Source organism: Bacillus sp. B.PNR1, from assembly GCF_030386235.1.
In the GTDB taxonomy this organism is placed as follows: Bacteria; Bacillota; Bacilli; order Bacillales; family Bacillaceae; genus Bacillus; species Bacillus stercoris.
On the sequence record NZ_JANYMN010000002.1, the window covers coordinates 977,481 to 989,732 of the forward strand.

At 41.1% G+C, this 12,252-nt stretch carries 14 protein-coding genes; 6 read left to right on the top strand and 8 right to left on the bottom strand.

Translation table 11 applies throughout. The features are described from left to right. Positions 1-77: 77 nt before the first annotated feature. From NZD81_RS16290 to NZD81_RS16310, 5 genes are all read left to right on the top strand, one after another. A complete protein-coding gene (locus tag NZD81_RS16290; RefSeq protein WP_071580795.1) occupies positions 78-938 on the top strand; it encodes a polyprenyl synthetase family protein in 861 nt (286 codons plus the stop codon). Positions 939-952: 14 nt separating this feature from the next. After that, entirely contained in the window at positions 953-1,114 is a 162-nt protein-coding gene (comX, locus tag NZD81_RS16295; protein WP_003241045.1) for a competence pheromone ComX, read from the top strand. Between the two features lie 7 nt (positions 1,115-1,121). Further along, positions 1,122-3,419 (top strand): histidine kinase, encoded by a 2,298-nt coding sequence (locus NZD81_RS16300; RefSeq protein WP_134975177.1) that lies wholly within the window; start codon positions 1,122-1,124, stop codon positions 3,417-3,419. Between the two features lie 80 nt (positions 3,420-3,499). Next, a complete protein-coding gene (gene comA, locus NZD81_RS16305; protein WP_003220716.1) occupies positions 3,500-4,144 on the top strand; it encodes a two-component system response regulator ComA in 645 nt (214 codons plus the stop codon). A 17-nt stretch (positions 4,145-4,161) separates the two neighbouring features. Next, positions 4,162-4,542 carry a hotdog fold thioesterase gene (locus tag NZD81_RS16310; protein ID WP_040081970.1) on the top strand — a complete coding sequence of 127 codons (381 nt, stop codon included), beginning with the start codon at positions 4,162-4,164 and terminating at the stop codon, positions 4,540-4,542. A gap of 38 nt (positions 4,543-4,580) precedes the next feature. Here the strand turns inward: NZD81_RS16310 and mnhG are convergent, their stop codons facing one another. From mnhG to NZD81_RS16345, 7 genes are read right to left on the bottom strand one after another with little or no spacing between them, the layout of a single operon-like run. Continuing rightward, positions 4,581-4,955, bottom strand: coding sequence for a monovalent cation/H(+) antiporter subunit G (gene mnhG / locus NZD81_RS16315; protein ID WP_014665188.1), 375 nt, complete (start codon positions 4,953-4,955; stop codon positions 4,581-4,583). Beyond that, entirely contained in the window at positions 4,939-5,223 is a 285-nt protein-coding gene (locus tag NZD81_RS16320) for a Na(+)/H(+) antiporter subunit F1 (RefSeq protein WP_003228814.1), read from the bottom strand. Before NZD81_RS16320 ends, mnhG begins: the two co-directional genes overlap by 17 nt. Then, positions 5,223-5,699 carry a Na+/H+ antiporter subunit E gene (locus NZD81_RS16325; protein WP_014665187.1) on the bottom strand — a complete coding sequence of 159 codons (477 nt, stop codon included), beginning with the start codon at positions 5,697-5,699 and terminating at the stop codon, positions 5,223-5,225. Before NZD81_RS16325 ends, NZD81_RS16320 begins: the two co-directional genes overlap by 1 nt. A gap of 5 nt (positions 5,700-5,704) precedes the next feature. Then, the gene (locus NZD81_RS16330; protein ID WP_136653690.1) at positions 5,705-7,186 is read right to left on the bottom strand and encodes a Na+/H+ antiporter subunit D; all 1,482 of its coding nucleotides are present in this window, start codon (positions 7,184-7,186) and stop codon (positions 5,705-5,707) included. Continuing rightward, on the bottom strand, positions 7,179-7,520 hold the full coding sequence (locus NZD81_RS16335; protein WP_003220730.1) for a Na(+)/H(+) antiporter subunit C: 342 nt from the start codon (positions 7,518-7,520) through the stop codon (positions 7,179-7,181). The genes NZD81_RS16330 and NZD81_RS16335 overlap by 8 nt, the downstream gene beginning before the upstream one ends. After that, positions 7,520-7,951: a Na(+)/H(+) antiporter subunit B gene (locus tag NZD81_RS16340; RefSeq protein ID WP_014665185.1), complete on the bottom strand. Its 432-nt coding sequence runs from the start codon at positions 7,949-7,951 to the stop codon at positions 7,520-7,522. Before NZD81_RS16340 ends, NZD81_RS16335 begins: the two co-directional genes overlap by 1 nt. Beyond that, on the bottom strand, positions 7,944-10,349 hold the full coding sequence (locus tag NZD81_RS16345; RefSeq protein ID WP_095431802.1) for a Na+/H+ antiporter subunit A: 2,406 nt from the start codon (positions 10,347-10,349) through the stop codon (positions 7,944-7,946). The genes NZD81_RS16340 and NZD81_RS16345 overlap by 8 nt, the downstream gene beginning before the upstream one ends. A gap of 230 nt (positions 10,350-10,579) precedes the next feature. Between NZD81_RS16345 and NZD81_RS16350 the strand changes: the two genes are divergently transcribed. After that, complete coding sequence (locus NZD81_RS16350) at positions 10,580-10,795, top strand: hypothetical protein (RefSeq protein ID WP_040081973.1); 216 nt, start codon at positions 10,580-10,582, stop codon at positions 10,793-10,795. A gap of 34 nt (positions 10,796-10,829) precedes the next feature. Here the strand turns inward: NZD81_RS16350 and maeN are convergent, their stop codons facing one another. Next, positions 10,830-12,176 carry a sodium/malate symporter MaeN gene (gene maeN / locus NZD81_RS16355; RefSeq protein WP_282373283.1) on the bottom strand — a complete coding sequence of 449 codons (1,347 nt, stop codon included), beginning with the start codon at positions 12,174-12,176 and terminating at the stop codon, positions 10,830-10,832. Positions 12,177-12,252 lie beyond the last annotated feature (76 nt).

Here is a 12,252-nt window from a genome sequence, read left to right on the forward strand (position 1 = left end):
ATTTAGTAAAATGGAATGGGAGGGGGGAAGTCGTTATTGAGCAGATATGTTTAGATTCTGTCCGGATCAAGGAGAAAATGAAGGAGATTGTAAGCCAAAAAATAAAGAATCAGGACTTGGAACGATATCTTCAGAATTTTATTGAGTCTAAGGATACTTTTGAGTTTGCCGATTTGGCACTTCATCATTATTTAGCTTTTAACGGTCAGGATCAAAAAGCAATCGAATGGCTTGCTGCCGGAATTGAATTGCTTATACTGTCATTCGATATTTATGATGACTTAGAGGATCAAGATAATGGAAATGCTGTCTGGATGAAGATTGACTCGTCTATCGCTTTAAATGCAGTTACAGCTCTTTACACCCTTAGTATACAAGTGATGTGTCAAGCTAGTCATGAACCAGAATTTTCACAAGAGATATTGAATTTTGCGTTACAATCAATTCAAGGCCAGCATGATGATATTGTGAATGCGCCGCAAACTGAAGAAGCCTGTCTTGACATGATCAAAAATAAATCAGGAGCGCTAACGGCATTGCCTTGTGTAATGGGAGTAATGCTGGCAACAGGCAAATACCATCCCATCGTGGCTTCTTATTCTTATGAACTTGGGATTATTTCACAGATCGATAATGATTATAAAGGTTTGTTTTACTTAAATAACGATTTTGTTCAGAAAAAAAATACATTGGCATACTTATACTTAAAGAAACAATTTAACGATGCTTCAGCGGAGCTACTAAGTTTATATCAAAAACCAGAGGAATTTGTTTCTATTAATACTAAGGCTTTGAAGCGAAAATTGACAGAAGCAGGCGTTATACAATATTTACTGGTGATGAAACATTTATCTCTCCAAAAAATAAAAAATGAAATGTCACAATTAAAACTAGGAGAAGATAAAACTGAAAAATTATTGTCTGTTATGATTAAATAAGGAGGGGATTTATTATGCAAGAAATGGTAGGATACTTAATTAAATACCCAAATGTTTTAAGGGAAGTAATGGAAGGTAATGCTTGTTTATTGGGTGTTGATAAAGATCAATCTGAATGTATCATAAATGGTTTTAAAGGGTTAGAAATTTATTCAATGATGGATTGGCACTATTGAGGGTTAAATGAAGTCTAGAACCAATAAAATTTCTGTATTGTTAGTTGTAATAAGTCTGTTATATGTTATTTATTTGACCTATATAAGCAATAATAATTTGTTAGTTGGAGCAACTGTTTCGAAAGGGAAGAACGGAGACGTTGTAATTACCAATGTAGATGAATATTCAATGGCATCATACAGCGGAATAGAAAAAGGGGATATCGTAAAGCGTATTAATAATCAAAAGATAAACACTAAAGAAATAAAAATGAATAAGCTTAAAAATGTGAGCTCAATGGTTGTTGAGAGAAATGGCAAGGATGTTGAGCTAAAGCTGACTTTATTTAATGATAAAAATTTTTCTACTTACTTAATACCGTTAATGTTTTATATTGTTTGTTTATTTTGTTGCCTATTTATAATAAAAATAAATGAATCAAAGGATTTACCATCTGCTTTAGTTTTAATTATATTTCTGTTATCGGCTTCTATTGCTTATATAAGCGCAGGAGTTTCTGTTAAAGGCGATATACTATGCAGATGTATTATGGTGGTAACATTAATATCTGTACCGCTAAACTACCTTCTCTTTCTTTATCATTATTTTAGAGAGTTAGGCACTACCTTATTTGATAAAAAAGTTTTCATTTTATATTTGGTACCGATCATAAATGTAGTGTGTGAAATGTTTCGTTCACATCTTTTCTTTCGTGATTATGTGCCTAAATTAAGTTTACTATCCTTTTTCTTTTTATTTATCATAGTAGGGATATATTTCTGTATCATTTTAATTAAAAATAAAGATACTGAACAAGCGCATATTATTAAAGTTCTCACTATTATTAATATCTTTTCTTTCTCACCTTTTTTGTGTTTATATTTGATACCTTATGTCTTTTTAAATGCGCACTATGTTTCATCCTTTTTAGCAGCTTCATTTATGATGCTAATACCTTTCTCCTTAGTATTTCAATTCATGACAAATAAAATCTATAATGTGGATTTTATTTTAAGCAGATTAAGGTATTATGGCTTTTTAGCTCTAACGCCAACAATTATTCTAATCTCTACAATTGAATTAATTAGTAGTCCTGATAGTGATTTTTATAGTGTTAAACTAACCTTTTTAATTTATATTATCATGTTGGCGGTTTTTTATTATAAAGAAGTACTTGATTTCAGATTTAGATTAAAAAGGGTCTCGGAAAAATTCAATTATCAAGACAGTATATATAAATTCACGCAGATGATAAGAGACTCTACTTCCTTGTCTCAAGTATTTGAAGAACTGAAAAATACTATACTTGAGGTTTCTCTTGTTAGCCGAGCACATGTATATGAAGTTTCAGCTGACGGAGATATTAAACTATATGATGATGAGAACGTAAATTCATTTGAAAAAGTCTATGAAAAAGAATTTAGAAAAGTAACATCCGAAATAGGGAAAATCGTTGAATTTAATAAAGGTTTTGTCATGAAGATAGGTGAACGCGGTGGGAAATCATTTGTAATGCTTTGTTTATCTAAAATGAATACGCCCCGTCTTACACTTGAAGAACTTTCTTGGCTGAAAACATTGGCTTTTTATACAAACGTATCGATCGAAAACGTCATGAAAATTGAAGAACTGATGAGTCATTTAGAAGAAATAAAACAACAAGAATCCAACCCCGTATGGCTCAAAAAACTCATGTACACGATCGAGGAAAAACAACGCTCCGATCTCGCCCGCGATCTCCACGATTCGGTTCTTCAGGACTTGATTTCCTTAAAACGCCAGTGTGAGCTGTTTTTGGGTGATTTTAAAAAGGATGACAATCCGTGCCGTGAAGAAGTGCAGGACAAGCTTGTACAGATGAATGAGCAGATGTCAGATGTGATTTCGATGACGAGGGAGACGTGTCATGAGCTGAGACCGCAGCTTCTGTATGATCTTGGATTGGTGAAGGCGCTGTCGAAGCTGGTGGCGCAGCAGCAGGAGCGGGTTCCATTTCATATCCGTTTAAATACCGGCAGATTTACGGCTTCCCTTGATCTGGATTCGCAGCTGAATTTATACCGGATCATTCAAGAGTTTCTGTCTAATGCGGTCAAGCACTCTCAGGCGACGGATGTGCTGATTATGCTCATCAGTATACAAAACAAAATTGTTCTTCATTATGAGGACGATGGCGTAGGGTTTGACCTAGAAAAAAATACTGAACATTCCATGAGCATGGGGCTTTCTGGCATTAAGGAGAGAGTCAGGGCTTTAGATGGGCGCCTTCGGATTGAAACGAGTGAAGGAAAGGGCTTTAAGGCTGATATTGAAATCGAATTGTAATGGATTTATAACGGAAACGACTTGGCACAGGCCAAGTCTTTTTTATAAAATGGAAAAGAGTGAGTAAAAGGGAGGAAAACATGAAAAAGATACTAGTGATTGATGACCATCCGGCTGTCATGGAAGGCACCAAGACAATTTTGGAAACGGATTCGAATTTGTCTGTTGATTGTCTCAGTCCTGAACCGAGCGAACAGTTTATCAAGCAGCATGATTTCTCGTCATATGATCTCATTTTAATGGATCTGAATTTAGGCGGCGAGGTCAATGGGATGGAGCTTTCTAAACAGATTTTACAAGAGAATCCTCATTGTAAAATTATCGTGTATACCGGTTATGAGGTCGAGGATTATTTTGAGGAAGCGATTCGTGCGGGTCTGCACGGTGCCATCAGCAAAACGGAATCTAAAGAAAAGATCACCCAATACATATACCACGTACTCAACGGAGAAATTTTAGTCGATTTTGCTTACTTTAAACAGCTGATGACTCAGCAAAAAACAAAGCCGGCTCCTTCCTCTCAAAAAGAACAAGATGTGCTCACACCTAGAGAATGCCTGATTCTGCAAGAAGTTGAAAAAGGATTTACAAACCAAGAAATCGCAGATGCCCTTCACTTAAGCAAGCGGTCCATTGAATACAGCCTGACATCGATTTTCAATAAGCTGAATGTCGGTTCCCGGACGGAAGCGGTTTTGATTGCGAAATCAGACGGTGTACTTTAAATGTTGGGGGTGTAGAGATGGATATGAAGCACACATTGCTTGAAGCGCTTGGTATTGAGATTGTTGAAAACACAGCGGAACGATGCGTTGCGGTCATGCCGGTGGATCATCGGACGGTACAGCCGTTCGGATATTTGCATGGAGGCGCTTCAGTGGCCCTGGCGGAAACCGCGGCGAGCGCAGGTGCACAGAACCTGATTGATCATACAACGCAAGCTTGTGTCGGTTTGGAGATTAACGCCAACCATTTAAAATCTGTTAAGGAAGGAACGGTAAAGGCGGTAGCCGAGCCCGTTCATGTAGGCAGAACGACGATTGTCTATCATATTCACATATATGACGAGCAAGAGAGGCTAATCTGTATATCCAGATGCACGCTGGCTGTCATCAAGAAATAAAAAAACAGCCGGAACTCTGCCTGTCCGGCTGCTTATTTTTATAAATAAGAATCCTTTTTTCGTTTTATCACAAAGTTTCTGATTCCGTTATAGTCATCCTGCACACTTCTCTCATCAAGCTTGACGCCGGAGTTATACGCAGCACGGCAGATCAAGTGTCCGCCGATAGGCGACGTAATAAAGATAAAGAGAATTCCAAGCAGGATTTTTGCGGAGAGTTCCCCTGACACAAACCACAAATAAAAGAAGACACCGAGCAGAATCATATTGACCCCCAATGTTGAGCCTTTAGAAGCAGCATGAGAGCGTGTAAACACATCTGGAAGGCGAAGCACTCCGAATGATGCAATGAGGCATACAAGAGCGCCAAGCAATATGAATACAGCTACAACGACCTTAGCGGTTTCGATCATTTTCGATAATCTCTCCTTTCTCCAGGAACTTGGAAAATGCAATTGTTCCGATAAATGATAAAATCCCCAGCAGCAAAATAATATCCAAAAACGCACTTGTTTTCAGCAAAATGGAGACAAGCGCCGTGATCGCGATCAGATTGATGCCGATAGCATCCAGAGCCACGACCCGGTCGGGCACAGTCGGCCCTTTAATGACACGAATGACATACAAAAAGGTAGACACTGCCATAATGCCGAGCGCGATTTGCAGGATCAGCGTAAACATCAGCGGCTCACCTCCTGTATGGCTTTTTCAAAAGACTCCCGAATATCAAAAATCGCTTTTTCCGCATCCTCGATATCCATTGCATGAATATAAAGTATTGTTCTGTCATCAGAAATATCCATCACCAAGGTTCCCGGCGTTAATGTAATGAGCAGGGAAAGCAGGGTGATTTCCCAATCTTTCGTCAGTTCAGTTTTAAAAGCAAAAATGCCCGGTCTGATATTCATTTTTGGTGATAAAACGGATTTCATCACGCTGACATTGGCAAGGTACAGTTCCTTTATAAAAATGAAACAAAGCTTGATGATAGAAAACATTTTCCATAGGTAAAACTGGCGAGTAAAAAAGCGCCGGAAGAAAAAGAGAGAGAGCATTCCCAGAATATAGCCTGTAATGAATCCTGCGGCGCTTGGACTGTTGCTTAAGAACATCCAGCAAAATGCGAGAAACACATTTAATAAAATTTGAAATGCCATGCGATCTACTCCTTCAGAACAGCTTCAATATATTTTTCCGGATTCAGCAGCGTCTCGGCCGCTTGATCAACGTAAGGCGACACCCATTCTGTACCCAATCCGAAGAGAAGAGACAGCAAGAGAAAAATAGCTGCCGGATAAAGAAGCCCTTTAGCTGTTCGATGATTTGGTTTTGGCGTTTCTTTTTCTTTGCCCCAAAACGCATGTATAAAGATCCGCAGCACAGAGTACAGGACAAGCAGACTCGAAAGCAGAATCAGCATGGATATCGTAAATTCACCTTCTGCGAAGCCGCCCTCCGCAATTTTAAATTTGCCGACAAATCCGCTCAGTGGCGGAATGCCAGCAAGAGAAATAGCGGAAATGAAAAACATCCATCCAAGAACAGGATAGCGTTTGATCAGTCCGCCCATTTTATGCAGGCTCGCAGTTCCAGTCAATGCGATCAGCGTGCCCGCCAGCATAAACAAAGCGCCCTTAATCAGCATATCGTGAATCAGATAATAAATGGCGCCTTGAATGGATGCGGGGGTGTGTACTGCCACACCAAACAAAATCACGCCGACAGCGGTAATAATGTTATAGATCACAATTTTCATGACATCTGAATAAGCGAGTGAACCGATTACACCGAAAATCACAGTCAGCGCCGCCAGCCAAATCATCAGCTGATGGGTAAAGGCTGTATCGTGAATAAAAATCAATGTGAAAACCCTCGTAATCGCATATAATCCGACTTTTGTCAGCAAAGCGCCGAACAATGCGGAGATTGCCGCCGGAGGCGCGTAATAAGAGCCTGGAAGCCAAAAGTAGAGGGGGAAGATTCCGCCCTTCATGCCAAATACCAAAAGCAGCAGGACACCAATCACAGTGATCAGCCCGGTTTGTCCAGATTCAGTGATTTTTACGCTAAGATCCGCCATGTTTAACGTGCCTGTTACCGCGTATAAAAACCCGACACCTATGACGAACAGGGCAGACGATACGATATTAAACACAATATATTTAAGGGATTCCCGCAGCTGAATTTTTGTGCCGCCTAATACAATCAGCATATAGGAAGCAATGAGCAGAAGCTCAAAAAATACGTACATATTAAATAAATCGCCTGTTAAAAACGCCCCGCTGACGCCGGCAAGCAAGAACTGCACGCCGGAGTAATAAAAGGAACGCTCACGTTTTTCACCGACGGAACGGAAGGAATAAAGCCCAACCAATAAACCGATGACCGCTGTTGTGAGAACGAGCAGGCTGGCGAATTGGTCTGCGACGAGCACAATGCCGTACGGTGCTTTCCAGCCGCCTAAGCTAAGTGTTTGGATACCTTTTGTGAAGACAGTCTGTACAAGTATGCCGCTGATCACAATCCCGATAGCCGATGCCGCAGTGCTGAAGATCCGCATGAGCATAAGATTTTTCGTCATGAAAATCAGCAGAATGGCCGACAGAAGCGGGATCAGGATTGGCAAAATAACAAAATTATTCATGTTGATCATTTCCCCTCATTTGATCCATATCGTCCGATTTCAATTCCTGATAAGCGCGAAAGGCCATGACCAGGATGAATGATGTAACGCCAAATGAAATGACAATTGCCGTCAAAATCAGGGCTTGCGGAAGCGGATCGACAAATGATTTGGCATGCTCGCTTAATATCGGAGCGGCGCCTTTCTTTAATCCTCCCATAGTCAAAAGCATTAAATGAACGCCATGGCTTAACAGTGCTGTTCCGATAATGACGCGAAGCAGGCTTTTAGACAGCAGCAAATACGTAGCAGCCATGAAAATAATACCGGCTAATACAGCCATTAAGATTTCCATTATTCTTCCTCTCCAATCGTTTGAATAATGGTCATCGTAATGCCTACGACAACAAGATAAACGCCTAAATCAAATATCGTCGCCGTGGCGAGCTCCGTTTTCCCAAAGATCGGCAGCTGAAAGTATCCGAATGTGTGGGTTAAAAAAGGAGCCCCGAAGACAAAGGAGCCAACGCCTGTTAATACAGCGAGCAGAAGGCCGGCTCCCGCGACATAAATGAAATTAACCGGCAAAAGGGAACGCACGGTTTTTAAATCATATGCCAGGAGCAATAGAACGATGGAAGAGGACGTGATCAGTCCGCCGACAAAGCCTCCTCCGGGCGCGTTATGCCCTGATAAAAATAAATAGAAAGAGAAAAGCAAAATGATAAAGGATACAAGTTTTGTCGCAGTCTGAAGAATTAAGTCATTTGTTTTTTGTTCATTCACCGCTTTTCCCCTCCTCTTTTACTTTTGTTTTAATCATGCTGTAAATGCCGAGAGCGGCTATTGTTAATACCGTAATTTCAAACATTGTATCAAATCCCCTGAAATCAACGAGGATGACATTGACGACATTGTCCCCTCCGCCGAGATCGTGGCTGTGTTTTACAAAGAAGGATGCAATGCTGTCTTTTGTCCGCTGGCTTGAGGATGCGATGCCGAGCAGAGTAACGATCGTCCCGACTCCTAAAGATATGATAAAATTCGTCATCCGGAACGTTCTCGTTTTTGTTTTCAATCTCAGTTTCGGCAAATGATAGAAGCAAAGCAGAAACAGTGCCACAGAAATCGTTTCAATGACAAGCTGAGTCAATGCCAAGTCCGGCGCTCTGAAAATGACAAAAAACAATGCAAGCGCATAACCGACAACACCAAGTGAAATGATCGCCGTCAGTCTTGACCTGGCAAAAACAGTCGCCACTGTGGCGCTGATCATGACAAGCGTCAAAATGATTTCGTATACGCCGATTTTAGCCATGCCTTCTGTTGTAAAGGAAAATCCGCCTTTGATGACAAAAGCTCCGCCCATCAGAATGATGAAACCAGCGAAGATATACAGCAAATAATCTCTTAAAAACCCGGTCATATATTGTTTTGTGACCCGGTAAGAGCCTTTCTCCATCAGAGTCAAAAGCTTATCGTATAACCGGTTGAGTGTGAGTTTTGAAGGAAACAGTTTATAGATTCCCTTCCACTTATTCAGCGATAAATAACCGATTGTTCCGATCACAACAATACCCGCAGTCATGAGCAATTCCGTTGTAACCCCATGCCACTGTGAAATGTGAACGTGGAATTTCTCATGGCCGTCCAGCAGTGTCGGATAGATTGAGTTCATCGCAGGCTCTATCAGGCTGTACGACAAGATATTTGGGAAAAAGAAGAGACTGACAGCCAAAGCGACAAGAATGACCGGCGATACGAGCATGCCGACAGGCGCCTCGTGAGCCGGTTTTTCAAGCTGCTCAGGCTGGTAATTTCCTCTGAATGTTTTAAACAGCAATTTCATGCTGTACATAAACGTAAATACACTTCCGATCCAGGCGAGAACAGGGAACAGAATGCCCCATGTCTGCACGTTGAACAGATCAAAATGTGCTACGCGAAGCATGCTTGTGAAAAACATTTCTTTACTCAAGAATCCGTTAAACGGCGGAAGTCCGGCCATTGAAAATGTTCCGATTAAAGAAATGGTAAACGTAATCGGCATAATCGCCATCAGGCCGCCTAGCTTTCGGATATCCCGTGTGCCTGTTTCGTGATCGATAATCCCGACTGCCATAAACAAGCTTCCTTTAAAGGTAGCATGGTTGATTAAATGGAAAATGGCAGCCATGGCGGCAACTGTATAATATTCTGTATGGCCGTAATGAAGGGCTGCAGCGCTGGCTCCGAGCATAGAGATGATCATTCCGAGCTGGCTGACGGTTGAAAACGCCAAAATCGATTTTAAATCAGTTTGTTTCACGGCATGGAATGAGCCCCAAACCATCGTAAAGAGCCCGACGAGGGATACGATCCAAAACCATTGGGCTGAAAAGGCGAAAATTGGACTGAATCTCGCAATTACATAAATGCCGGCTTTTACCATAGTGGCTGAATGGAGATAAGCGCTGACAGGCGTCGGAGCTTCCATCGCATCAGGGAGCCAGATGTAAAAAGGGAATTGCGCGGATTTCGTAAATGCACCTAATAAAATGAGAATCATAGCCGGGATAAACAAATCGTGGCCGGCAATTAATTGAACCTGATGAATCATCTCTCTAATACTGAAGGAATCCGTTATCAAATAAAGGAGAATAAATCCGCCAAGCATGCACAGCCCGCCGCTGACCGTAATCAAAAGTGATTTGGCGGCGCCGTAGCGCGACTTTTCTCGCTTATACCAATAGCCGATCAGCAAAAAGGATGAAAGGCTTGTAAGCTCCCAGAACATGTAGAGAACCATGACATTGTCTACAAGAACAACGCCGAGCATGGCGCCCATAAACATCAATAAGTAGACATAAAAGGGCCCAAGCTGTTCTTTTTCTTTCGATAAATAAAAAATACTGTAAAGAGTGACCAAAGAGCCGATGCCTGTGATCAGCAAGGCGAATAATAACCCGAGGCCGTCTATATAAACGGTAAAATTAATGCCGAGTGAAGGAATCCACTCTAATACCGACCGAAGTGTTTCTCCAGATTGTGTCATCCTGATCATGGGGAGAAAGTATATAAACAGCAAGACGGGCAGGACTAACACAAACCAGCCCGTATGCACTCTTTTTGCGTATTTTGCCAAGAATGGAATGATAAAAGCAAATAAAAAAGGCGATAAAATAGCAAAATGTAAGAGCTGCAAAGTAAGACCTCCTTTTTCTCGTTCTCAATTGAAAAATGCGCTATGTATGAAATATACGGTCAAACGACCTAGTCCAAATTATATCGCACTTTTCTGCAAGCTGCCACGCTTCGAACTGCTGCAATTGATTTTTATGAGTTCTTTTGACCTCAAAATAAGTCTAACAAAAAAGAGGTTATTTGTATATTTAAAATCATTCCTGATCAAGCTGAATGTAAGGAGCTGGTCATGTGAAAAGAAAAATAGTGATGTGCTCAGGTTTATTCTGCTCAGTATTTACAGGGGCATTCATGTTGAATCAATATGACGGGCGCAGCGGTGTGGCTGCTCGTGATGAGTGGGAGCTGTATTTACTAGAGCATCACCTGTCAGCCAGAATGAGTGAGACGGAATCAAAGGATCTGCCGTTTGGTCCGCGAGAGTATATTCGGATTGTAAATAGATAAAAAAGAGTTCCGTATAAAACGGAACTCTTTCTGTTTATGAAGTGAAAAAACGAAGCAGAACTGTCGCGCAAATCACTGTGCCTGCACCGCCGAGACGTGTTGAAATTTGGGCAAACGGCATAAGGCCCATTCTTCCTGATGCTGATAAAATGGCAACATCGCCCGTTCCGCCGAGACCGCTGTGGCAGCAGGTAACGATTGCGGATTCAACCGGGTACATGTTCATCAGCTTGCCCACAAAATATCCAGAACTAATCATCGCGATTACAACTGAAATACAAATGATGACAAACGGAATAGAAATCACAGACGCCACGTCATCCAACGGAATAAAGAGGATGCCGAGACCGACCATGAGCGGCCATGTAAAGCTTGAAGAAATAAACTTATAAAGCTGGTAAGCGCCTTCTTCCATTTTTTTCGGAAGAATATTCGCATACTTGACAGCCGCAGCTGAAATAATCATTAAGATCGCGCCTGGAATGAAGATGAACTTCTCCAATAACCCGCCGAAAATAAAGAATGTACACGCGAGCAGAACTCCAGCTCCCATGAGTTTGAAATCAATTTTTGCTTCGGTTTCTTTTTGATTAAAAATCTCATTTGCTTTTTTAGATTTTACGAGACGTCCGTTCCCATTAAGATCTGGACGCTTATCGCCAAGCTTTTTCATTAAGGCTGCACATATGATAGCAAAAACGTTTCCTATAATAGCAGCTGGGACCAGCTGAGACACAAACACATCAGCGGATGAGCCCAGTATTTGTGAATAGGCGATTGAAAGCGGCAAAATTCCTTCACCTATTCCCCCGGCAATAATCGGGACAACCACAAAGAAAAAGGAATCATAAGCACTGTAGCCAAAAATAAATCCGACAAGAATGCCTGCTGCAACGGCCGCGATCGTTCCTGCAACCAGTGGAACGAACATTCTGATAAACCCCTGTATTAAAACAATTCGATTCATACCGAGGATACTTCCCACTACAAGGCAAGCGATATAGAAATAAAGGAAATTAGACGTTTTCATCAAGTTGGTTACAGCGTCTAAAGATGTTGAATTCAGTACATTGTAAAAGACTAAAAATGAAGGAACAAATAAAGATAAAATAGCAGGGCCGCCAATATCCTTCAATATCGGTATACGTTGGCCTATGTCTCCAAGAAATACACCAAGAATCATGATGATGGCAAACCCGCCAAGCATATTTGCCGGCAGCTCATTGTAATAGGCTGCAAGAATAATAATAACAGCTAAAACTGTGTATAATGGCAGAGGAATCACACCGATTTCCCAAGCCCAGATTTTTTGAAACAGGTTTTTCCCCTTTAGGTCTTTTTGCTCAGGTGAAATTGTCCCCGTTTTTGGAATTGCTCCCATGTCATACACCCCCATGTATTGTTTGTTACAGTCTACAAGAAAGCGTTAACACTTCATATTTTTTTAAGTTAAAAAA